Here is a 23,008-nt window from a genome sequence, read left to right on the forward strand (position 1 = left end):
CCTCCCTCTCGAAATGTTCCCCAGGGCGTACCCGCCACCGGGCGGGGCAAACCACTCACCCGGGTCCACGGGCGGATTGGCGTCCTCAGGCACGGTCGGCAATGCTGGAGCACGTGCCGCCGACCCCCTGCCCGCCGGACCTCGCCGAGCTCGCGACGCTGCACGGCGTCGCGACGTCCTACGAGGGATCTGACCGCACCGAGGTGCTCGTCGACGCCCCGATCGTCGTCGCTGTCCTCGGCATGCTCGACGTCGACGCCGCGAGCCCCGACGCCGTCGAGGCGAGCCTGCGATCGGCCCGGGACGCCGCTGCCCGAGCCGGTCTGCCTGCCACGGTGGTCGTCGTCGCCGGTTCCGGCCGCGACCTGCCCGCGCCGGCGCGGATCGTGCTCGAGGACGGCACGACCCACCAGGTCGACGCCGTGCCGGACGACCTGCCCCTCGGCTACCACCGCATCGTCACCGCCGACCAGGACGTCGCGCTGCTGGTGGTGCCCGACCGCATGCCCGAGGTGTCGCGGACGTGGGGCTGGATGCTCCAGCTCTATGCGCTGCACTCCGACGCCTCGTGGGGCATGGGCGACTTCGGCGACCTCGCCGAGATGGCCCGTCGCTCCGGCGACGAGCAGGGCGCGGGGGTGCTGCTGGTCAACCCCGTGCAGGCCGTCAGCCCGACGCACCCGATCCAGCGCTCGCCCTACTCCCCGGCGAGCCGCCGCTTCGCCAACCCGCTCTACCTGCGCCTGAGCGACACGGCCGCCTACGCTGCGGCGCCCGACGACGTGCGGGCCCGGGTCGACGCGCTGAGGCCCGAGCTCGGCCCGCTCATCGACCACGACGCCGTGTGGGACGCCAAGCTCGCTGGTCTCGAGCTGCTCTGGCCCCACCGGCCCGAGGACGAACGCACCCGCGCTGACGACGAGCTCGCGACCTTCGCCACGTTCTGCGCCGTCGCGGAGCGTCACGGCGGTGACTGGCGCGACTGGCCGGCCTCGCTCCAGGACCCCGACGGCGAGGCGGTCCGTCAGGTGCAGGTCGATCTCGCCGACCGCATCGGGTTCCACGCGTGGCTCCAGGTGCTGTGCCGCCAGCAGCTCGACGCGGCGCGAGACGCCGCCTGGGCCGCCGGCATGCCGGTGGGCGTGGTGCACGACCTGCCGGTCGGCGTCAGCGCCGGCGGGCCCGACACGTGGTCTCACCGCGACGACTTCGCCCCCGTCGTCCGCGTCGGCTGTCCCGCCGACGCGTTCAACGAGCTGGGCCAGGACTGGGGCCTTCCGCCGTGGAAGCCTCGAGCCCTCGCCGCGTCGGGATACACGCCCTTCCGCGACGTCGTGCGCAGCGTCCTGCGGCACGCCGACGGCATCCGCATCGACCACGTCGCGGGACTCTGGCGCCTGTGGTGGATCCCGCCGGGGGAGCCCGCGCACCGCGGCACGTACGTCCACTACGACCCTGACGCGATGGTCGGCGTCCTGATGCTCGAGGCCCAGCGCGCCGGCGCGATCGTCGTCGGGGAGGACCTCGGCACCGTCGAGGACGTCGTCACCGACACGATGCACCGCCGCGGCATCCTCAGCTCGGCCGTGCTCTGGTTCGAGCGTGACTGGGACGCTCCCGGCCAGCCCCACGACCGGCCCGAGGACTGGGCGGTCGAGGCGATGGCGAGCGTCACGACCCACGACCTGCCGACCGCCAGCGGCTGGCTCCGTGCCGAGCACGTCCGCCTCCGTGCGTCGCTCGACCTGCTCGACGGACCCGAGGACGAGGCCTACGCCAAGGCGGCGGCCGACAAGGCGGCGCTGCTCGACCTGCTGCGGTCCGAGGGCATCGCCCACGACGATGACGACACCGCCAGCATCGTCGTCGCGCTCCACGCCGCCATCGCTCGCGCAGGCTCACGTCTCGTGCTGAGCTCGCCGAGCGACGTGGTGGGTGACCTTCGCCAGCCCAACCTCCCCGGCACGATCGACGAGTACCCCAACTGGCGCATCCCGCTGCCGGTCGACCTCGACGCGTTCTTTGCCGACGACGGGGTACAGCAGGCCATCGAGCCCTTGCGAGCAGCGCGAGCGGTCGACCATGAGCGATGACCTCGAAGGAGACCGTGTGCAGCCCTGGCCCGGCAGTGCCTATCCGCTGGGAGCCACGTACGACGGCACCGGCACCAACTTCGCCCTGTTCTCGGAGGTTGCCGAGTTCGTCGAGCTCTGCCTCTTCGACGAGCACGGCACCGAGACGCGCGTCCGGCTCGACGAGGTCGACGGCTTCGTCCACCACGGCTTCCTGCTGGGCGTGAGCCCCGGGCAGCGCTACGGCTACCGGGTGCACGGCACGTACGACCCCGAGCAGGGGCTGCGCTGCAACCCCGCCAAGCTGCTGATCGACCCCTACGCCAAGGCCGTCACCGGCCAGATCGACTGGGACCCGTCGCTGTTCTCCTACGACCTCGACGACCCCGATGCGCGCAACGACGACGACTCCGCGGGGCACGTGCCCTACTCGTTGGTCGTCAACCCGTTCTTCGACTGGTCCAACGACCGCCCGCCGCGCACGCCCTACAACGAGTCGGTCGTCTACGAGGCGCACGTCAAGGGGCTCACGATCAACCACCCCGACGTGCCCGAGGTGCTGCGCGGCACCTACGCCGGCATCGCGCACCCCGCGATCGTCCGCCACCTCAAGGACCTCGGCGTCACGGCGATCGAGCTGCTGCCGGTCCACCAGTTCGTGACCGACCACTACCTCGACGAGAAGGGCCTCACCAACTACTGGGGCTACAACACGATCGGCTTCTTCGCCCCGCACGACGCGTACGCCGCACAGCCCGGTGGCCAGGTGCAGGAGTTCAAGGGCATGGTGCGCGCCCTGCACGAGGCCGGCATCGAGGTCGTGCTCGACGTCGTCTACAACCACACCGCCGAGGGCAACCACCTCGGGCCGACGCTCTCGATGCGCGGCATCGACAACTGCGCCTACTACCGCACCGTCGAGGACGATCCGTCGTTCTACATGGACTACACCGGCACCGGCAACTCGCTCAACGTGCGCAGCCCGCACACCCTGCAGCTCATCATGGACTCGCTGCGCTACTGGGTCACCGAGATGCACGTCGACGGCTTCCGCTTCGACCTCGCCGCGACGCTGGCTCGCGAGTTCTACGACGTCGACAAGCTGGCCACGTTCTTCGAGCTCGTGCAGCAGGACCCGGTGGTCAGCCAGGTCAAGCTCATCGCCGAGCCGTGGGACGTCGGACCCGGCGGCTACCAGGTCGGCAACTTCCCGCCGCTGTGGACGGAGTGGAACGGCCTCTACCGCGACACGGTGCGCGACTTCTGGCGCGGCGAGCCGTCGACGCTGGGCGAGTTCGCGTCGCGCATCACCGGCTCGTCCGACCTCTACCAGGACAACGGCCGGCGCCCGTACGCCTCGGTCAACTTCGTGACGGCGCACGACGGGTTCACGCTCGACGACCTCGTGTCGTACAACGACAAGCACAACGAGGCCAACGGCGAGGACGGACGTGACGGCGCCGACGACAACCGTTCGTGGAACTCCGGGGTGGAGGGGCCGACCGACGACCCCGAGATCCTCGACCTGCGGCGCCGGCAGCGTCGCAACCTGATGGCGACGCTGCTGCTGTCGCAGGGTGTGCCGATGATCCTGCACGGCGACGAGCTCGGACGCACGCAGGGTGGCAACAACAACGCGTACTGCCAGGACAACGACGTCGCCTGGGTCGACTGGCACCTCGACGAGGGCGAGACCGACCTGATGGAGTTCACGTCCGCCGTGACGGCGTTCCGTCGCCGGCACCCGGTCTTCCGGCGGCGGCGGTTCTTCCAGGGCAAGCCGATCCGCAAGGCCGACGAGCTGCGCGACATCGCCTGGTTCACGCCCTCCGGCGAGGAGATGAAGGAGCAGAACTGGGACGACGCCTTCGGCAAGTCGATCGTCGTGTTCCTCAACGGCGACGCGATCGCCGATCGCGACACGCGCGGCGCGCGCGTCGTGGACGACTCGTTCCTCATGGCCTTCAACGCGCACCACGAGGACATCGAGCTCGTGCTGCCCGACCGTGACTACGGCGAGAGCTGGACCGTGGTGGTCGACACCTCGACCGGCATCGTGGAGCAGGTCGGCGGGGCGATGCACGCCTCGGACGCCACGATGAACCTGCCGGCCCGCTCGCTCGTCGTCCTGCAGCGGGTGTCATGAGCGCTCCGACCTCGACCTACCGGCTGCAGCTGCGTCCGGAGTTCGGGTTCGCGGAGGCGAGTGACGTCGTGGCCTACCTCGGGGCGCTCGGGGTCGGTGCGGTCTACGTCTCCCCGATCCTCGACGCGACGCCGGGATCGACCCACGGCTACGACGTCACCGATCCCCGCGTGGCCCGCCCGGAGCTCGGTGGCGAGGAGGCTCGGGTCGGCCTGGCCGAGGCCGCGCGGGCGACCGGTCTCGGCCTCGTGGTCGACATCGTGCCCAACCACATGTCGGTCGAGGTGCCGAGGGCCAACCCGTTCTGGTGGGACGTCCTCAAGGCCGGACAGGCATCCGGGTTCGCGCACTACTTCGACATCGACTGGTCGCGCGGGCGCATCCTGGTGCCGGTGCTCGGGTCGGCCGACGACGTGTCGGCGCTGACGGTGCAGGACGACGAGCTGGTCTACGCAGGCCACCGCTTCCCGATCTCCGGGTCGGCGGACGGGACGCCGCAGGAGGTCCACGACCGGCAGCCGTACGAGCTGGTCGACTGGCGTCGCGGCAACGCGGAGCTGAGCTATCGCCGCTTCTTCGACATCACGACGCTCGCCGCGGTGGCGGTCGACCGCGTCGACGTCTTCGAGGTCGCGCACCGCGAGGTGCTGCGCTGGGTCGCGGACGGCGACGTCACGGGCCTGCGCATCGACCACCCGGACGGGCTCGCCGATCCCGGAGCCTACGTCCGACGTCTGCGCGAGCGTGCGCCGCACGCCTGGATCGTGATCGAGAAGATCCTCCACCCGGGCGAGCACCTGCCGGCCTCGTGGCCGGTGGACGGCACCACGGGCTACGACGCGCTGGGCGAGGTCGCGGGCGTGCTGCTCGACCCGGCCGGTGAGGAGCCCTTCACGCGGCTGGCGGACGTCCTCGGTGTGCGGACGGACTATGCCGCGGTCGAGGAGGAGGCGCGTCGCCTCGTGACCGACACGATCCTCGTCGCGGAGGTGCGGCGCATCGCGGGGCTGGTCGCGGACGTCCCCGAGGACGCCGCGCGCGCCGCCGTGGCCGAGACGATGATCGCCTTCGGCGTCTACCGGTCGTACCTGCCGGAGGTCGCCGACGAGTGGGCCGCCGCGATCGTGCGCGCCACCTCACGGCGGCCCGACCTGACCGACGCCCTCGCGGCGCTCGACGAGCAGGTGCGGGGTGATCCCGGGGGCGAGCTCGCGACCCGGATCCAGCAGACCTCGGGGATGGTCGTGGCCAAGGGCACCGAGGACACGACGTTCTACCGCTGCACGCGGTTCGCCGCGCTCAACGAGGTCGGTGGCTCACCTGACCACTGGGGCATCGGGGTGGAGGAGTTCCACCGGCTGGCCGCGGCCCGCGACGAGGACTCGCCAGCGACGATGACGACGCTGACGACCCACGACACCAAGCGGTCGGAGGACACCCGCGCCCGCATGATCGTGCTGTCCGAGGTCGCCGACGACTTCACGGGCCTCGTGGCCGACTGGACGCAGCGGTCCGTCGATGCGGGATGGGGCATCGACGAGCCGGCGCTGGGCCTGCTGGCGTGGCAGACCCTCGTCGGCGCCCACCCCATCGGCGACGACCGGTTGTCGGACTACCTGCTCAAGGCCGCCAAGGAGGCCAAGCTGCGCACGACGTGGACCGAGCCGGACGAGGCGTTCGAGGCGAGGATCGCCGCCTGGCCCGCCCGGGTGGCCGCCGAGCTCGGTGACGAGGTGACGGCCTTCGTCGAGCAGATCACCCCGGCCGGCTGGACCGTCTCCCTGTCGCAGAAGCTGCTCCAGCTGGCGGGCCCCGGCGTGCCGGACGTCTACCAGGGCACGGAGCTGTGGGACTTCTCGCTGGTCGACCCCGACAACCGGCGCGAGGTCGACTACGGGCTGCGGCGCGAGCTGTTGAGCCGCTTCGAGGAGGGTCTCGTCCCCGAGGTCGACGTCTCCGGCGCGGCGAAGATGCTGGTCGTGCTGCGGACGCTGAGGCTCCGCCGCGAGCGTCCGGAGCTGTTCGGTGGCTACACGCCGCTGACGTCGACCGGTGTCGCCGCCGACCATGCGATCGCCTTCGGCCGCAGCGACGACCTCGTGGTCGTGGCGACGCGGCTCCCGGTCGGGCTCGAGCGGCTCGGTGGCTGGGGCGACACGACGCTGCCTCTGCCCGCAGGCGAGTGGACGGACGCGTTCACGGGCGCCTCGGTCGAGGGAGGCGACGTGCGTCTGGCCGACGTGCTCGGCCGCTATCCCGTCGCCCTGCTGGTGCGGGGCTGACCGTGGTCGAGCGCGTGGGAGGCGTCGGCTCGGGACGGTGGCGGCGCTCACCGCAGGTTCGCCTAGGCTCGGCGGCATGACGATCACGGTGTGGTGCCCCGACCTGGAGCGCGTCCGCCTGCGGGTCGACGGCACCGACCACGAGATGCGGCCGTGGCAGCGCAGCGGCTGGTGGTCGGCGGCCGTCGACGTCTCCCACGGCACGGACTACGCGTTCGTCCTGGGCGACGACGAGACACCGCTGCCCGACCCGCGGTCGGCGTGGCAGCCGCGCGGCGTGCACGAGGCGTCCCGCGCGTACGACCACTCGCTCTTCACCTGGACCGACGCTGCCTGGACGGGACGAGAGCTCGCCGGCGCCGTGGTCTACGAGCTGCACATCGGCACGTTCACGCCCGGGCGCACGTTCGACAGCGCGATCGAGCGCCTCGACCACCTGGTCGACCTCGGCATCGACCTGGTGGAGGTGCTTCCGGTCAACTCCTTCGACGGCCCGCACGGCTGGGGCTACGACGGGGTGCTCTGGGGAGCGGTGCACGAGCCGTACGGGGGGCCCGACGGGTTCAAGCGGTTCGTCGACGCGTGCCACGAGCGCGGTCTCGGGGTGCTGCTCGACGTCGTCTACAACCACCTCGGGCCGTCGGGGGCCTACCTCGACCGCTTCGGGCCCTACTTCGCGGGCCAGAACGACTGGGGGCCCGGGCTCAACCTCGACGGCGCCGGCTCGGACGACGTGCGGCGCTACGTGCTCGACAACGCGATGACGTGGTTCGAGCACTTCCACGTCGACGGGCTGCGGCTCGACGCCGTCCACGCCCTCGTCGACCGGCGGGCCCTGCCGATCCTGGAGGAGCTGTCGGCCGAGACCGAGCGGATGTCGGCGGCGCTGGGACGCCCGCTCACGCTGATCGCGGAGTCGGACGCCAACGACCCGCGCACCGTCACGTCCCGGGCGTCCCACGGCATCGGCATGGACGCCCAGTGGTCGGACGACCTGCACCACGCGCTGCACGTCCGCGTGACGGGCGAGACCGACGGCTACTACGCCGACTTCGCGGCGCCGGGCGCGCTGGCCACGACGCTGCGAGGCGCGTTCTTCCACGCCGGGACCTGGTCGTCGTTCCGGGACCGGACGCACGGCCGGCCGGTCGACACCGCGGAGCTGCCCGGAACGGCGTTCCTCGCCTATCTGCAGAACCACGACCAGATCGGCAACCGGGCGACCGGCGATCGCATCTCGGCGACGATCTCGCCGGGGCTGCAGGCCTGCGCCGCAGCGATCGTCCTGCTCGGCCCCTACACGCCCATGCTGTTCATGGGGGAGGAGTGGGCCGCGAGCACGCCGTGGCAGTTCTTCGCCTCGTTCCCCGATCCCGAGCTCGCCGAGGCCGTGCGCACCGGGAGGCGTCGTGAGTTCGGCCGGCACGGCTGGGGCGAGTCCGAGGTGCCCGACCCGATGGACCACGCCACGGTCGAGCGGTCGACGCTCGACTGGTCGCAGGTGGCCGAGCCCGGCCACGCCGAGATGCTGCAGACCTATCGCTCGCTCATCGCGCTGCGCCGTCGCCACCCCGAGCTCGCGGACCCGTCGCTCGACGGCTTCGCCGTGGACGTCGCCGACGACGACTCGTGGCTCGTGATGCACCGGGGCGCGATGCGGGTGCGGGTCGACTTCGCCGCCGAGACCTACGAGGTCGTGGCGGGGTAGGGCGACCCGTTGGCGACGTCGTCGACCTCGACCGAGGGTGTCTTGGGGCTTGAGACGCAGGTGCTCGCGGGGTCGACGGGCTCCGGGCGAGGCCAGCCGCGATCGGCGTGGTGGGGGACGTACACCGTGACGACGATGCGGTAGGCCGGTGCATCCCGGGTGCCCTCGGGCTGGGGCACGATCGTGGCCCGGGCCGTGTCGTCGAGGGTCGTGCCGCGCGTGAGCTGGACCTCCTCGACGCCGAGCTCGTCGCAGACCGCGCCCACCAGGGCCCAGCCGTCGCCGATCGCCGCGTCCACCTCGTCGCGGACCATGGGGCGGTTGTCGTCGCCGGGCAGGGTCTCCTCGCGCACGCCCGCCTTCCGGACGAGCAGCCCGTTCGACCCGTAGGCCTGGCGGGGGAGCGACGTCGTGGTCGGGGCGGCCCACGGGTCCTTCTCGATGCGGGCGACGCGCTCGCGGTCGACCGCGTCAGGCTTGAGCTCCTCCTGCGGCGCCGCGGGGCAGCCCGCCAGCAGCACGGCCGCTGCCAGCACGAGCAGCGGCGCGGCGGCACGTCTCACGACGGCGTCACCGCGAGCCAGGGCTTGGTCCAGCCGGCGACGTCGACCGTGCCGTTCTCGAAGTCGTCGCGGGAGACCGTGATCGTCTCGCCGGCCGAGGGCTCGTAGATCGTCAGCGAGTCGTCGGAGCTCGACGTCACGAGCACGACGTGGCGCGGGATCTTCTCGTCGCCGACGTAGAGCGGGACGGTCTCGCCGTCCTGTGTCGCCGCGACGATGCTGTCGTAGTCGGCGGCGGGCGAGCTGGGGTCGGTGAGGTCGGTGTCGTAGGTCGACCCGGGGATGCCGGACCCGCCGTCGCCTCCCATCTGGTGGATGACGCCCGAGGGCGAGGTGCCGAAGGGGCCGGGCCACGGCACCTGGAGGTCGTCGTCGTGGTCGGTCAGGCCGTTGGTCTGCTCGTGCATGTCGAGCGACTCCTGGTCGAACAGCTCGGACGGTGACAGATCGGACGTCTCGCCCGTGACCGGGTGGTGGCCGGTGGCGATGTACATCGCGTAGGCCGGGTCGTTGAGCATCTTCGACATCACGAGCGTCGATGACCCGCACGTCGTCTGGTCGGGCTGCGTGTAGGTGCCGTCGTCGGCGGTGCCCGGGTCGAGGGCGTCGATCTGCTCGGGCGTCATCGTGGCGAGCTGTCCGGCGTACTTGTCGAGGTCGGAGCCCTTCAGGCCCGACGCGATGGCCGCGAGGATCCAGGCCTTCTCCTCGTCGCCGTCGGCGCCGTCGAGCAGCTGCTGGGCGGCCGTGCGGTCCTTGGCGGACATGTCGTCGAGCGCGTCGTCGGCCCGCTCGAGCACCGATCCGCGCAGGGCCCCGGACTCGTCGCCGTCCCACGCGTTGACGACGCTGGCGGGACTGACGCCGTCGGGCAGGTGGGCCGGCAGCTCGATCGCGTCGATCGCCGCGACGATGAGCCGCCGGGCGGTCGCGACGGTCGAGGCGGCGTCCTGGTAGGACCCGATGAGGGCCTCGACGGCATCGATGCAGTCGCCGACGATGTTCTTGAGCTTCGACACCAGCTCCCACGGGAACATGTCGCCCCACGAGATGTCGAGGTGCTCGGTCAGGATCGAGTAGGCCGAGCCGTGGCGCTCCCGGGCCGCGGTCATGTCGTCCGACACCGTGATCAGCGCGCCGCGGACCTTCTCGGCCGCCGTGGTGACGGTCTCGACGCGGTCGGTCAGCTGGCCCAGGTGAATGCGCGCGGCGTTGCCCGCGTCGCCCTCCCAGACCTGGACGGTCATGGCCTGCTGCGAGCGGGTCAGGTCGACGGCGCCGCGGTCGACGCTGGTCGCGATCGATCCCCAGGCGTCGGCGGCCGCCTCGACGTCGACGGGGTCGGGGTCGGGGGGAGTCGTGGCGACCTCGATCGCGGTCGCGACCGCGTCGACGATCGTCTGCGCGGCGTCCCACGGTGGGAAGAAGTCGATGTTCTCGAGCCGGGCCAGCACCGATCGCAGGTTCTCGATGGTCTCGTCGAGGGCATCCTCGCCGGCCGCGAGGAGGTCGTCACCGAAGCCCATGGAACCGTCCCGTCGACCGGCCGTCGCTCGCGGCGTACTCGGCGAGGCAGCCGTCGATCGTCGACGTCGTCTCGCCCATGACGGCCGAGGCGACTGCCAGGACCTGTGCGACGTGGTCGGCCGCTGAGGTCAGGGTCGCTTGCAGCCCTGCCATGTCGGTGCCCGCCGCGGCGGACGTGAGGCCGCTGGCGGTGTCGAGGTCGGTGTCGGCGCGCAGACCGATCGCCCAGGCCTTCAGGACGCCCCCCGGCTCGATGTCGATGCCCATGGCAGCACTGTAGTGACATCGTGTCGCCCAGGGAGGGGGTGAGGCGCCCGAACCGGACGACCTGTGGACGTCGCACCTAGGGTGGGACGTGAACCGTCACCTACTCGGAGGTCCCATGTCGATCCGTCTTGCCCACGTGCCGCTGCGTCTTGCTGCAGGCTCGTTCATCCTCAACTCCGGCCTGTCGAAGTGGTCGGCCGACGCCGAGACGGCCGCGGGGCTCCACGGGTTCGCCGCGGGCACGTACCCCGTCGTGAAGAACATCGAGCCGCCGATCTTCGTCAAGGCGCTGGCCGCGGGCGAGATCGCGCTCGGCGCCGCCCTGCTGACCCCGGCCGTCTCGCCCACCAAGGCCGGCCTCGGCCTGACGGCGTTCTCGGCCGGGCTGCTCGGCCTGTACGCCAAAACCCCCGGCATGCGCGACGGCATCCGTCCGACCCAGCAGGGCACCCCGATCGCCAAGGACGTCTGGCTCCTCGGCATCGGCACGAGCCTGGTGCTCGACGGTCGCGGCGAGAGCCGCGCCGTGCGCCGCGCGGAGAAGAAGGCGGCCAAGGCCGAGAAGAAGACCGCCAAGCTCGAGGCCAGGGCGGCTCGCAAGGCCTGAGCAGCCTCCGGTGGTGATCTCGGTGGTCCCGCCGCAGATTCACCACCGGGAAACATCGACCTGAGACAATGGCGCCATGGCCACGCACCCCACGTCCGACTCCCAGGTGCTCGCCGGGCGACCGTTCCCGCTGGGCGCCCACCCCGAGGCGGGCGGTGTGCGGTTCGCGGTCGCGAGCACCGTCGCCGAACGGGTCGAGGTCTGCCTGATCGACGACGACCTCGGTGAGCGGCGCTTCGAGCTGACGGAGCGGACGTTCGGCGTCTGGCACGGGCTCGTGCCCGGCGTGACGCCCGGGCAGCGGTACGGCTTCCGCGTGCACGGCCCGTACGAGCCCAAGACCGGCCTGCGGTGCAACCCGCACCAGATCCTCGTCGACCCCTATGCGCGCCGCATCAGCGGCTCGATGACCGACATGGCCGCCGCCCTCGGCTACGCCGACGATCCCGAGGGCCCCGAGCCCAGCACGGTCGACTCCCTCGGCAGCGTGCCGCTCAGCGTCGTCACCAGCCCCGGCGGGCCAGACACTGGCGTCAAGCCGGAGGTGCCGTTCGAGGAGACCGTGATCTACGAGCTGCACGTCAAGGGCTTCACCGAGCAGCACCCCGACGTGCCCGAGTCGCTGCGGGGCACCTACCTCGGGCTGGCGCACCCCGCGGTCGTCGACCACCTGATCCGCCTCGGCGTCACGAGCGTCGAGCTGCTGCCGGTGCACGCGTTCAGCGACGAGCCGTCACTCGTCCGCGACGGCCGGCACAACTACTGGGGCTACTCGCCGCTGGGCTACTTCGCGCCGCACGCGGGCTATGCGAGCGAGCCAGGCCACGAGGTCGAGGAGTTCCGCACGATGGTCGCGGCGATGCACGCCGCGGGCATCGAGGTCATCGTCGACGTCGTCTACAACCACACCTGCGAGGGCGGTCCCGACGGACCCACCCTGAGCTTTCGCGGCTACGAGGCGACGGCCTACTACCTGCACGACGACGACGGCCACATGGCCGACATCACCGGCTGCGGCAACACGCTCGATGCCGGGTCACCGACGGTGGTCCGCCTGGTGACCGACTCGCTGCGCTACTGGACGACCGAGCTCGGCGTCGACGGGTTCCGGTTCGACCTCGCGAGCACGCTCGGTCGTCCCCACGGAGGGGCGTTCGACATGCACTCCACGATGCTGACGGCGATCGCCCAGGACCCGGTGCTGTCGCGCTGCAAGCTCATCGCCGAGCCGTGGGACGCGACGGGGGAGGGCTACAAGGTCGGCTACTTCGGCGCGCAGTGGGCCGAGTGGAACGGCATCTACCGCGACGTCGTGCGCGACTTCTGGCGAGGCGAGGCCGGGGTCGACGACCTCGCGTCACGGCTGTCGGGCTCGGCCGACCTCTACGACCACACGCTGCGCCGGCCGTGGCAGTCGATCAACTTCGTCAACGCCCACGACGGCTTCACCCTGCGTGACCTGGTGTCGTACGACGGCAAGCACAACGAGGCCAACGGCGAGGACAACCGCGACGGCACCGACGACAACAGGTCCTGGAACCACGGCGTCGAAGGCGAGACCGACGACACCGAGGTCGTGACCCTGCGGCAGCGCCAGGCCCGCAACCTGTTCGCGACGCTCATGCTCTCGACCGGCACGCCGATGTTCGTCGCCGGCGACGAGCGGTGGCGCACCCAGGGAGGCAACAACAACGCCTACTGCCTCGACGACCCGACGTCGTGGGTCGACTGGACCGCGACCGACGAGTCCGAGGCGATGCTGGCGTTCGCCCGGCGCGTGATCCACCTGCGGGCCGACAGCCCCGCGCTGCGCCAGCCGGAGTTCTTCGACGGGCGCACGACGCCGACCGGCCGCCCCGACCTGATCTGGCTGCGTCCCGACGGCAGCGAGCTCGACGAGTCCGACTGGCACGACCCGGAACGACGGACCCTGGGCATGTGGATCGACGGGTCCAACAGCCAGTCCCGCACGCGTGACGGGCAGATCCTCACCGACCACTCGTGGCTCCTGCTGCTGCACGCCGGCGCCGAGCCGGTCGAGGTGACCCTGCCCGACCGCGAGTTCGGCGAGACCTTCAAGCCGGTGCTCGACACCACCACCCCCGACGGAGCGCCGGTGAGCGACGAGAGGCTGGCCGCCGGTGGGTCGATCACGCTGGCAGGACGCTCGCTGCTGCTGCTCAAGGCGCCGCGAGAGCAGTGACACAGGTGTGGGCAGGGCCGACGACGGGTACACCGCGTCCATGCCCAACAGTCCTCGCCTGATCGCGACCTCCGAGCCACGCCGCCCCGAAGGTGTCGTGCTGGTGCTTCACGGCGGGGCGAGCCGCCTTGGCAACCCGATGGTCAGCCCGACGCAGCTCTCGGTCGTCCGGATGATCCCGATCGCCCGCCGGGTCGCCCGCGCGGGGCGACGTCGACTCGCGGTCTACCGTCTGCTCAACTCCACCCGGGGCTGGGACACCTCCCACACCCCCGTCGACGACGTGCACTGGGCGATCGACCAGTTGAGGCACGGCTTCGGCTCCGACCTGCCGGTCGGCCTGGTCGGCCACTCGCTGGGAGGCCGGGCTGCGATCCTGGCCGGCGACCGTCCCGAGGTCCGCAGTGTCGTGGCACTCAACCCGTGGGTCTATCCGGCCGACGGCGAGGTCGACCTGGCCGGTCGTCGAGTGCTGGTGGTGCACGGCACCGACGACCGCATCGCCGCCCCCGAGAGGTCGGCCGCCGCGGCGCGACTCCTGGCCCGCACGGCGGACGTCGCGTACGTCCGGGTGGGCGGTGGCAAGCACGCGATGCTGCGCCGGCACGCAGACTTCGACCGACTTGCCGCCACGTTCATGGCGTCGACGCTGTTGCCCGACCGCACCCCCCGAGGGGTCGTTGCGCGAGCGCTCGCAGGGGAGACGTCGATCGAGATCTGATGGACGTGCGGGCGGCGCGTAGGGCGTGCAAGGGTGGGTACGGGACTTCGACGACGTGACTCCACGGAAGGGACCGCATGACTGGCCGACTCGGCATCGACGACGTAGGACCGGTCATCGGGGACGGCAGGGACCCGGCCAAGGCCGTGGTCGACGAGCACGTCCCGGTGACTGCGACGGTCTGGCGCGAGGGGCACGACGCCGTGGCGGCCACGGTCGTCTGGTCCGGCCCGGACGGCACCCCGCGCAGCACCCGCATGGCCGAGCTCGGCCGGGGCCTCGACCGGTTCGCGGCGACGATCGTGCCTGATGCCGAGGGTCTCTGGACCTTCCGCGTCGACGCGTGGAGCGATCCGTGGTCGACGTGGACGCACGCGGCATCGGTCAAGGTCGAGGCGGGCCAGTCGGCCGACGAGCTGGCCAACGACCTCGAGATCGGGGCCAGGCTGCTGGACCAGAAGGCCGGCGCCGGGCGGGCCGGCACGGTCGTCAAGGACGCCGCCGCCGCCCTGCGCTCCCGCACGTTGCCCGTCGCCGACCGCGTGGCCCTGGCCCTCGGCGCCGAGGTGCAGCAGGTCATGCACGACGACCCGGTCCGCGAGCTGGTCACCGCCGGCGACCCGCACACGATCGTGGTCGACCGCCGACGCGCGGCCTTCGGCTCCTGGTACGAGCTCTTCCCCCGCTCCACGGGCGGCGTGGACAAGAAGGGGCAGCCGCGCCACGGCACGTTCAAGACCACTGCCAAGGCCCTCGACCGCGTGGCCCGCATGGGCTTCGACGTCGTCTACCTCCCCCCGATCCACCCGATCGGGCGGGTCAACCGCAAGGGCAAGGACAACACCTTGACCCCGGCCCCCGGCGACGTGGGATCTCCATGGGCGATCGGCGCCGCGGAGGGCGGTCACGACGCCCTCCACCCCGAGCTCGGCACGTTCAAGGACTTCGACGCGTTGGTCAAGCGCGCCCGGGCCCTGGGCCTGGAGATCGCCCTCGACCTCGCGCTGCAGGCAGCCCCCGACCACCCGTGGGCGGCCGAGCATCCTGAGTTCTTCACCGTCCTGCCCGACGGCACGATCGCCTACGCGGAGAACCCGCCCAAGAAGTACCAGGACATCTACCCGCTCAACTTCGACAACGACCCCGACGCCGCCTACGCCGAGATGCTGCGCGTCACGATGGTGTGGGTCGAGCGGGGCGTCCGGATCTTCCGGGTCGACAATCCGCACACCAAGCCGACGAGCTTCTGGGCGTGGCTCATCGCGACGATCAAGCAGACGCACCCCGACGTCCTGTTCCTCGCCGAGGCCTTCACCCGACCCGCACGCCTGTACGGCCTCGGTCGCGCAGGCTTCACCCAGAGCTACACCTACTTCACGTGGCGCACCGAGAAGCAGGAGATCGCCGAGTTCGCCGAGGAGATCCGCGACCGGTGGGACGAGTCGCGGGCCAACCTGTTCGTGAACACTCCCGACATCCTCCCGGAGCACCTGCAGGTCGGCGGTCCGGCGATGTTCGCGATCCGGGCGGCGCTGGCGGCCACGATGTCGCCCACGTGGGGCGTCTACTCCGGGTTCGAGCTCTACGAGCACGAGCCGCAGAAGCCCGGCAGCGAGGAGTACCTCCACAGCGAGAAGTTCGAGCTGCGCCCGCGCGACTTCGACGCGGCGCTCGCGCAGGGACGGTCCCTGGAGCCGTGGATCACCCGCCTCAACGAGATCCGGCGGGCCCATCCGGCGCTGCAGCAGATGCGGACCCTGGCCGTCCACCAGGTCGACAACGACGCGCTGCTGGCCTACTCCAAGACCGATCCGGCAACAGGTGATGTCGTCGTGGTGATCGTGTCGCTCGACCCGCACGGCCCCCAGGAGGGCATCCTGCACCTCGACCTGCCGACGCTCGGCCACGACTGGGACGACCGGGTCGTCGCCCACGACGAGGTGACGGGGGAGACCTACGACTGGGGCGCCACCAACTACGTACGACTCGACCCGATTCGCGCCGTCGCACACGTCGTGAGCATCCACCCGAAGGAGGCCTGATCATGGAGGACGACATCCGCACGCACGACGGCACGACTCCCGCACCCGACGCCGCGCTCAGCGGCCTCGAGGACACCCCGCACACCGGCGAGGACGTCGAGGCCGACGGCACGCTCGTCCAGCCCGAGGCCGCCGACTTCGAGCACGCCGACCAGGCCAGCGACAACCCCGAGTGGTTCAAGCGAGCCGTCTTCTACGAGGTCCTCGTGCGGGCGTTCGCCGACTCCAACGGCGACGGCACGGGCGACCTGCGCGGACTGGCCGGCAAGCTGGACTACCTGCAGTGGCTCGGCGTCGACTGCCTGTGGCTCCCGCCGTTCTACGCCTCGCCCCTGCGCGACGGCGGCTACGACATCAGCGACTTCCGCGCTGTCCTGCCCGAGTTCGGCACGGTCGACGACTTCGTCTACCTGCTCGAGGAGGCGCACAAGCGCGACATCCGCGTCATCACCGACCTGGTGCTCAACCACACGTCGGACGCCCACCCGTGGTTCCAGGCCTCGCGCAACGACCCGGACGGCCCCTACGGCGACTACTACGTGTGGAGCGACGACGACCAGCAGTACCCCGACGCACGCATCATCTTCGTCGACACCGAGTCGTCCAACTGGACGTACGACCCCGTCCGTGGCCAGTTCTTCTGGCACCGCTTCTTCAGCCACCAGCCCGACCTCAACTTCGAGAACGAAGAGGTCCAAGAGGCGATGCTGGACGTCCTGCGGTTTTGGCTCGACCTGGGAATCGACGGCTTCCGCCTCGACGCCGTGCCCTACCTGTTCGAGGAGGAGGGCACCAACTGCGAGAACCTCCCGCGCACGCACGAGTACCTCCGCAAGACCCGCGAGACGATCGACCGGGAGTTCCCGGGCCGGATCCTGCTGGCCGAGGCCAACCAGTGGCCGGCCGACGTCGTGGAGTACTTCGGCAACCCCGATGTCGGCGGCGACGAGTGCCACATGGCATTCCACTTCCCGCTCATGCCGCGCATCTTCATGGCGGTGCGGCGCGAGTCGCGCTTCCCGATCTCGGAGATCCTCGCGCAGACGCCCCAGATCCCGACCGGCACGCAGTGGGGCATCTTCCTGCGCAACCACGACGAGCTCACCCTCGAGATGGTGACCGACGAGGAACGCGACTACATGTACTCCGAGTACGCCACCGACCCGCGGATGAAGGCCAACATCGGCATCCGTCGCCGGCTCGCCCCGCTGCTCGACAACGACCGCAACCAGCTCGAGCTGTTCACGGCGATGCTCCTGAGCCTCCCGGGCTCGCCGGTGCTCTACTACGGCGACGAGATCGGCATGGGCGACAACATCTGGCTCGGCGACCGTGACGCGGTCCGCACCCCGATGCAGTGGTCGCCCGACCGCAACGCCGGCTTCTCGCGCTCCGACCCGGGCCGCGTCTACCTGCCGCCGATCATGGACCCGACCTACGGCTACGAGGCGATCAACGTCGAGGCGCAGCAGGGCAACGCCGCATCGCTGCTCAACTGGACCCGGCGCATGATCGCGGTCCGCAAGGAGCACGTCGCGTTCGGCGAGGGCGAGTTCGTCGACCTCGGCGGCTCCAACCCGAGCGTGCTGGCCTACAAGCGGGTCTACACGCGTCCTGACGGCGAGCAGGACGTCGTCCTGTGCGTCAACAACCTCTCGCGCTTCCCGCAGCCGGTCGAGCTCGAGCTGGCCGAGCACCAGGGTGCGACCCCGGTCGAGCTCACCGGCAGCGTCCGGTTCCCCCGCATCGGCGAGCTGCCCTACCTGCTCACGCTGCCCGGGCACGGCTTCTACTGGTTCCAGCTCTCCGAGCTGGGCGACGAGGGCGAGCGGAGGAGTCTCGCATGAGCGGGCCCGTGGACGTACCTTCGGGCCACGACGACCTGGTCGAGCGGCTCGTCGCCGAGCTGCCGGCGTGGCTGCCCACCCAGCGCTGGTTCGCGGGCAAGGACCGGCCGATCACGGCGGTGCGGCCCGCCTCGTGGAGCACGGTGCGCGACGGTGACCCGCTGCTGCTCCACCTCGTCGTCGAGGTCGAGCAGGGCGATCGCACCGAGCCCTACCAGCTGCTGATCGGCCGCCGGCAGTCCGACGTGCCCGACGTCGCCTCGTCGGCCTCGATCGGTCCCGACAGTGGGTTGGCCTGCTACGAGGCCAGCGGTGACGCCGACCTGACGGCGTCCCTGCTCGAGCTGATGGCCACCGGCGCCGTCGTCGACGGACTGGCCTTCGAGGCCGAGCCCGGTGTCGAGCTGGTGACGGGTCTGCGCGCGCACCCCATCACGTCCGAGCAGAGCAACACCTCGCTGGTCTACGGCAACCAGTACATCCTCAAGCTCTTCCGCAAGCTCACGCCCGGCCTCAACAAGGACCTGCAGCTGCACCGGGCCCTGCGCGAGGTGGGCTGCGAGCACATCGCCGACCCGCTCGGATCGATCAGCGGCGAGCTCAACGGCGAGCCGGTCACGATCGGCATGCTCCAGCGCTTCATGCCTGACGCCGCCGACGGCTGGGTCATGGCGACCACGAGCGTCCGCGACTTCATGGCCGAGGGCCTGCCGCCCGAGGAGCTCGGCGGCGACTTCGCCAGCGAGGCCGCGCGCCTGGGACGGGCCATCGCGACCATGCACGCCGACCTCGCCCGCGCGCTCGGCACCGAGGAGGGCGACCGGGCCGAGCTCGCCCGCACCGTCACCTCGATGCTCGACCGGCTCGACCGGGTCGCGGCCGACGTGCCGGAGCTGGCCGATCACGTGCCCGCGCTGCGGGCCGCGTTCGAGAAGGTCGGCGACATCGACACCCCCGTGCCGATGCAATACGTCCACGGCGACCTGCACCTGGGCCAGGTGCTCCGCACCCTGCTCGGCTGGCTCGTGCTCGACTTCGAGGGGGAGCCGGCCGCCAGCCTCGCCGAGCGCTCGGCGCTGCGGTCCCCGCTGCGTGACGTCGCCGGCATGCTGCGATCCTTCGACTACGCCGCCCAGCAGCTGCTGGTGGGCCAGCCGGAGGAGCCCGGCGACGTCGAGCGCGCCATGACCTGGGCTGCGCGCAACCGCAGCGCGTTCTGCGACGGCTACGCAGCCGTGGCGGGCAGCGACCCACGCGACCAGACCGACCTGCTGCGGGCCCTCGAGCTCGACAAGGCGGTCTACGAGGTCGGCTACGAGCACGCCAACCGTCCCGACTGGCTGGCCGTGCCGCTGTCGTCCATCGCCCGACTGATGACCGAGGAGGAGACCGCATGACGGGATCCGCAGATGCATCGACCAGCGTGTGGCCCCCGGCGATCGGGGAGCTCGACCTCCACCTGATCAGGGAGGGCCGCCACGAGCGGCTGTGGGAGGTGCTCGGCGCACGCGTCCGCACCTACGACGGTGCCGACGGGCCCGTCGAGGGCACGTCGTTCGCGGTCTGGGCCCCCCACGCGCAGGCCGTCCAGGTCGTGGGCGACTTCAACTTCTGGGACGGTGCGGGCCACGGCATGCGTGCCCTCGGCGACTCGGGCGTGTGGGACCTGTTCGTCCCCGGTGTGGGCGCCGGGACGGCCTACAAGTTCCGCATCCACGGACCGGACGGCCAGTGGCACGAGAAGGCCGACCCCATGGCGTACGGCACCGAGGTGCCGCCCGCGACGGCCTCGATCGTCACGTCCAGCCGGCACGTGTGGAAGGACGACGCGTGGACGGCCGCGCGTGACGCGACGCGATGGCTCGACGCCCCCGTCAGCATCTACGAGGTTCACCTCGGCTCGTGGCGGCAGGGGCTCGACTACCGAGAGCTCGCCGACGAGCTCGCGGACTACCTCACCGAGACGGGCTTCACGCACGTCGAGCTCATGCCGATCGCCGAGCACCCCTTCGGCGGGTCCTGGGGCTACCAGGTCACGTCCTACTACGCCCCGACGTCGCGCTTCGGCTCGCCCGACGACTTCCGCTGGTTCGTCGACGAGCTGCACCGCCGAGGCTTCGGCGTCATCGTCGACTGGGTGCCCGCGCACTTCCCCAAGGACGAGTGGGCCCTCGCGCGCTTCGACGGCACCCCGCTCTACGAGCACCCCGACCCGCGCCGCGGCGAGCAGCCCGACTGGGGCACGTACGTCTTCGACTTCGGACGTCCCGAGGTGCGCAACTTCCTGGTCGCCAACGCGCTCTACTGGCTCGAGGAGTTCCACCTCGACGGCCTGCGGGTCGACGCCGTGGCCTCGATGCTCTACCTCGACTACTCCCGCAACGACGGGGAGTGGGTGCCCAACGTGCACGGCGGCCGCGAGAACCTCGAGGCGGTGCAGCTGCTCCAGGAGCTCAACGCGACGGTCTACAAGCACCATCCCGGCGTGCTGATGATCGCCGAGGAGTCGACCGCGTGGCCCGGTGTCACGAGCCCCACCGACGGCGACGGTCTCGGCTTCGGCTTCAAGTGGAACATGGGCTGGATGCACGACACGCTCTCCTACCTGGGGCACGAGCCGGTGCACCGGTCGTACCACCACGGCGAGATGACGTTCTCGATCGACTACGCGTGGAGCGAGCACTTCATCCTGCCCCTCTCGCACGACGAGGTCGTCCACGGCAAGGGATCGCTGTGGGGTCGCATGCCCGGCGACGCGTGGAACAAGGCGGCGGGAGTCCGCGGCCTGCTGGCGTTCATGTGGGCGCACCCGGGCAAGCAGATGCTCTTCATGGGTGGCGAGTTCGGGCAGGAGTCGGAGTGGGCCGAGTCGCGGTCGCTGGAGTGGCAGCAGCTCGAGGACCCGTTGCACTCGGGCATCCTGCACCTGGTCAGCGATCTCAACGCGCTCTACCGGTCGGCTCCGGCGCTCTACTCGGTCGACAGCCGGCCCGAGGGATTCGCCTGGATCGACGCCAGCGACGTGGCCGGCAACGTCGTCTGCTTCCTGCGCACGGGGACGGACGGTTCGCAGCTGGCGTGCCTGGCCAACTTCTCCGGGTCGCCGCACCACGACTACCGCGTGGGTCTGCCGGCATCGGGCACCTGGCGTGAGGTGCTCAACACCGACAGCGAGATCTACGGCGGCTCCGGCGTGGGCAACCTCGGTGCGGTCACGACGGAGGACGTCCCGATGCACGGGTTCGCGGCCTCTGCCGTCGTCCAGCTGCCGCCGGCCGGAGTCGTCTGGCTCAGCGCTCCCTGACCCCTCAGTGGGCGTGGGCGGACAGGACGACGCGCTGCAGCACGCGCAGCGAGCCGGTCACGGACTGCTCGACGAACTCGCCGCTGTCGATGGCCTCGCGGTAGATCCGGTACGGGGCCTGGCCCCCGTCGGCCGGGTCGGGGAACACGTCGTGGATCACCAGCGCTCCGCCGAGCCGCACCCGCGGCGCCCAGCCGTGGAAGTCGGCCTGGGCCGCCTCGTCGGTGTGGCCGCCGTCGATGAACACCAGGTCGAGGGCGGTGTCCCACCACCGGGAGATCGCCGACGACCGCCCGACCATGAGGACCACGACGTCCTCGAGACCCGCGGTCGCGACCGTCCGGCGGGCGAAGGGCAGCGTGTCCATGAGCCCGAGATCGGGGTCGACGGTCGACTCGTCGTGGTACTCCCAGCCGGGCTGCTGCTCCTCGGAGCCGCGGTGGTGGTCGATCGTCACGACCGTCGAGCCGCGCACGGACGCCGCGTGTCCCAGGTAGATCGTCGACTTCGCGCAGTAGGTGCCGATCTCGACGACGACCCCGCCGGCGGAGTGCTGCAGCGCTGCGGCGTGCAACGCGAGCCCCTCGTCGTCGGGCATGAAGCCCCTGGTGTCGGCGACGAGGCGCGCCAGCTCGTCGGGGAAGGTCTCGCTCACGTCGCTGCCGGGCACGGGTCGTCCACCTTCCACTCGCAGCGAGGCAGGTCCTCGCCGCGGAACAGTCCACTCGCGGCGGTCGTCCGCGAGAGTGCGTCGGCCGCCAGCACGACGGTCGCGGCGGTCCACGTCGTGCGCTCGACGGGCCACCGCACGCCGTCGTCGTAGACGAGCCCGGTCCAGTAGGAGCCGTCGTCGTCGCGCAGGTGCTGCATCGCTGCGAGCTGGCGACGCGCCTCGTCGCCCCGGCCGAGGACGTCGAGGGCGAGCACGAGCTCGCACGTCTCGGCTCCGGTGACCCACGGGTTGGTCGAGACGCAGCGCGAGCCGAGGCCGTCCACCACGAACTCGTCCCATCGGTCGTCGATGCGGTCGGCGCCGTCGACGGGGGAGAGGGCGCCGCCGAGCACGGGGTAGTACCAGTCCATGGCGTGGGTCGCCTTGGCGGCAAACAGCTCGGGATGGTCGTCCAGCGCGTGGCGCAGTCGTGCGGCCGCCAGCTCCCAGTCGGGACGGGTCTCGCCGACCACGTCGGCGAGGGCGAGGCCGCACCGCAGGCTGAGGTGGATGCTGGCGTTGCCCGTCACGAGTGCCTCGTCGAGCGGTCCGCCGGGGCCGGCCGCCCAGGCGATCGTCCCGTCCTGCCGCTGCATCGTCAGCACCGCGTCGAGCCCCCGCTCGACGGCGGGCCACATCACGTCGACGAACGCCCGTCCACCGGTGACGCGCCAGTGGTGCCAGACGCCCGTGGCGAGGTAGGCGCAGAAGTTGGAGTCGGTGTTGGCGTCCTCCACGACCTCGTCCTGGTACTTGATCGCCCAGGTCCCGTCGGTGCGCTGGTGCGTGCGCGACCACTCGTACGCCCGCGCCGCGGCCTCGAGCCGGCCGGAGGCGCTGAGCGCCATGGCGGCCTGCACATGGTCCCACGGATCGGTGTGGCCGCCGGCGAACCACGGGATCGCGCCGGACGACAGCTGGGTCGCGGCGATCGCCTCGGCGGTCTGCTCGACCTGGGAGGTGCTCAGGACCCCGGGGACGGAGGGAAGGCGCGCCACGGTGCTCAC

General features: G+C 71.3%; 16 protein-coding genes. 11 read left to right on the forward strand and 5 right to left on the reverse strand.

Annotated features, from left to right (window positions below):
• Positions 1–101 precede the first annotated feature (101 nt).
• From malQ to treZ, 4 genes are all read left to right on the forward strand, one after another.
• Entirely contained in the window at positions 102–2,093 is a 1,992-nt protein-coding gene (malQ, locus tag HQK15_RS09710; RefSeq protein ID WP_173491275.1) for a 4-alpha-glucanotransferase, read from the forward strand.
• Positions 2,083–4,218: a glycogen debranching protein GlgX gene (gene glgX / locus HQK15_RS09715; protein WP_217361575.1), complete on the forward strand. Its 2,136-nt coding sequence runs from the start codon at positions 2,083–2,085 to the stop codon at positions 4,216–4,218. Before malQ ends, glgX (HQK15_RS09715) begins: the two co-directional genes overlap by 11 nt.
• Positions 4,215–6,500 (forward strand): malto-oligosyltrehalose synthase, encoded by a 2,286-nt coding sequence (gene treY / locus HQK15_RS09720; RefSeq protein WP_173491276.1) that lies wholly within the window; start codon positions 4,215–4,217, stop codon positions 6,498–6,500. The genes glgX (HQK15_RS09715) and treY overlap by 4 nt, the downstream gene beginning before the upstream one ends.
• Before the next feature lie 76 nt (positions 6,501–6,576).
• Positions 6,577–8,208, forward strand: a complete 1,632-nt coding sequence (treZ, locus tag HQK15_RS09725; RefSeq protein WP_173491277.1) for a malto-oligosyltrehalose trehalohydrolase — start codon at positions 6,577–6,579, stop codon at positions 8,206–8,208.
• Here the strand turns inward: treZ and HQK15_RS09730 are convergent.
• From HQK15_RS09730 to HQK15_RS09740, 3 genes are read right to left on the reverse strand one after another with little or no spacing between them, the layout of a single operon-like run.
• On the reverse strand, positions 8,187–8,771 hold the full coding sequence (locus HQK15_RS09730) for a hypothetical protein (protein ID WP_173491278.1): 585 nt from the start codon (positions 8,769–8,771) through the stop codon (positions 8,187–8,189). The two genes, treZ and HQK15_RS09730, sit on opposite strands and share 22 nt — an antisense overlap.
• The gene (locus HQK15_RS09735; protein ID WP_173491279.1) at positions 8,768–10,297 is read right to left on the reverse strand and encodes a WXG100 family type VII secretion target; all 1,530 of its coding nucleotides are present in this window, start codon (positions 10,295–10,297) and stop codon (positions 8,768–8,770) included. Before HQK15_RS09735 ends, HQK15_RS09730 begins: the two co-directional genes overlap by 4 nt.
• Positions 10,284–10,565 (reverse strand): hypothetical protein, encoded by a 282-nt coding sequence (locus tag HQK15_RS09740; RefSeq protein ID WP_173491280.1) that lies wholly within the window; start codon positions 10,563–10,565, stop codon positions 10,284–10,286. The genes HQK15_RS09735 and HQK15_RS09740 overlap by 14 nt, the downstream gene beginning before the upstream one ends.
• Positions 10,566–10,680: 115 nt before the next feature.
• On the opposite strand from HQK15_RS09740, the gene HQK15_RS09745 reads away from it, so the two are divergent.
• The 7 genes from HQK15_RS09745 (at position 10,681) to glgB (ending at position 21,289) form a co-directional block, all read left to right on the forward strand.
• Complete coding sequence (locus HQK15_RS09745) at positions 10,681–11,172, forward strand: hypothetical protein (protein ID WP_173491281.1); 492 nt, start codon at positions 10,681–10,683, stop codon at positions 11,170–11,172.
• Positions 11,173–11,248: 76 nt separating this feature from the next.
• A complete protein-coding gene (gene glgX / locus HQK15_RS09750; protein ID WP_173491282.1) occupies positions 11,249–13,375 on the forward strand; it encodes a glycogen debranching protein GlgX in 2,127 nt (708 codons plus the stop codon).
• A 40-nt stretch (positions 13,376–13,415) separates the two neighbouring features.
• Positions 13,416–14,096: an alpha/beta hydrolase gene (locus tag HQK15_RS09755; protein ID WP_173491283.1), complete on the forward strand. Its 681-nt coding sequence runs from the start codon at positions 13,416–13,418 to the stop codon at positions 14,094–14,096.
• 77 nt (positions 14,097–14,173) lie between these two features.
• Positions 14,174–16,138 carry an alpha-1,4-glucan--maltose-1-phosphate maltosyltransferase gene (locus HQK15_RS09760; RefSeq protein WP_173491284.1) on the forward strand — a complete coding sequence of 655 codons (1,965 nt, stop codon included), beginning with the start codon at positions 14,174–14,176 and terminating at the stop codon, positions 16,136–16,138.
• 2 nt (positions 16,139–16,140) lie between these two features.
• Positions 16,141–17,985 carry a maltose alpha-D-glucosyltransferase gene (treS, locus tag HQK15_RS09765; RefSeq protein ID WP_173491285.1) on the forward strand — a complete coding sequence of 615 codons (1,845 nt, stop codon included), beginning with the start codon at positions 16,141–16,143 and terminating at the stop codon, positions 17,983–17,985.
• Complete coding sequence (locus HQK15_RS09770; protein ID WP_173491286.1) at positions 17,982–19,382, forward strand: maltokinase N-terminal cap-like domain-containing protein; 1,401 nt, start codon at positions 17,982–17,984, stop codon at positions 19,380–19,382. Before treS ends, HQK15_RS09770 begins: the two co-directional genes overlap by 4 nt.
• Positions 19,379–21,289 carry a 1,4-alpha-glucan branching protein GlgB gene (glgB, locus tag HQK15_RS09775; protein WP_173491287.1) on the forward strand — a complete coding sequence of 637 codons (1,911 nt, stop codon included), beginning with the start codon at positions 19,379–19,381 and terminating at the stop codon, positions 21,287–21,289. The genes HQK15_RS09770 and glgB overlap by 4 nt, the downstream gene beginning before the upstream one ends.
• Before the next feature lie 4 nt (positions 21,290–21,293).
• Here the strand turns inward: glgB and HQK15_RS09780 are convergent, their stop codons facing one another.
• A complete protein-coding gene (locus HQK15_RS09780; RefSeq protein ID WP_367649131.1) occupies positions 21,294–21,959 on the reverse strand; it encodes a class I SAM-dependent methyltransferase in 666 nt (221 codons plus the stop codon).
• A complete protein-coding gene (locus HQK15_RS09785) occupies positions 21,941–23,008 on the reverse strand; it encodes a prenyltransferase (protein WP_217361576.1) in 1,068 nt (355 codons plus the stop codon). Before HQK15_RS09785 ends, HQK15_RS09780 begins: the two co-directional genes overlap by 19 nt.

Origin of the sequence: Aeromicrobium stalagmiti (assembly GCF_013283745.1) — a bacterium.
In the GTDB taxonomy this organism is placed as follows: Bacteria; Actinomycetota; Actinomycetes; order Propionibacteriales; family Nocardioidaceae; genus Aeromicrobium; species Aeromicrobium stalagmiti.

Coding starts and splice junctions, on each gene's coding strand:
- malQ (WP_173491275.1), top strand. CDS start 102: ATGCTGGAGCACGTGCCGCCGACCCCCTGCCCGCCGGACCTCGCCGAG.
- glgX (WP_217361575.1), top strand. CDS start 2,083: ATGAGCGATGACCTCGAAGGAGACCGTGTGCAGCCCTGGCCCGGCAGT.
- treY (WP_173491276.1), top strand. CDS start 4,215: ATGAGCGCTCCGACCTCGACCTACCGGCTGCAGCTGCGTCCGGAGTTC.
- treZ (WP_173491277.1), top strand. CDS start 6,577: ATGACGATCACGGTGTGGTGCCCCGACCTGGAGCGCGTCCGCCTGCGG.
- HQK15_RS09735 (WP_173491279.1), bottom strand. CDS start 10,297: ATGGGCTTCGGTGACGACCTCCTCGCGGCCGGCGAGGATGCCCTCGAC.
- HQK15_RS09740 (WP_173491280.1), bottom strand. CDS start 10,565: ATGGGCATCGACATCGAGCCGGGGGGCGTCCTGAAGGCCTGGGCGATC.
- HQK15_RS09745 (WP_173491281.1), top strand. CDS start 10,681: ATGTCGATCCGTCTTGCCCACGTGCCGCTGCGTCTTGCTGCAGGCTCG.
- glgX (WP_173491282.1), top strand. CDS start 11,249: ATGGCCACGCACCCCACGTCCGACTCCCAGGTGCTCGCCGGGCGACCG.
- HQK15_RS09755 (WP_173491283.1), top strand. CDS start 13,416: ATGCCCAACAGTCCTCGCCTGATCGCGACCTCCGAGCCACGCCGCCCC.
- HQK15_RS09760 (WP_173491284.1), top strand. CDS start 14,174: ATGACTGGCCGACTCGGCATCGACGACGTAGGACCGGTCATCGGGGAC.
- treS (WP_173491285.1), top strand. CDS start 16,141: ATGGAGGACGACATCCGCACGCACGACGGCACGACTCCCGCACCCGAC.
- HQK15_RS09770 (WP_173491286.1), top strand. CDS start 17,982: ATGAGCGGGCCCGTGGACGTACCTTCGGGCCACGACGACCTGGTCGAG.
- glgB (WP_173491287.1), top strand. CDS start 19,379: ATGACGGGATCCGCAGATGCATCGACCAGCGTGTGGCCCCCGGCGATC.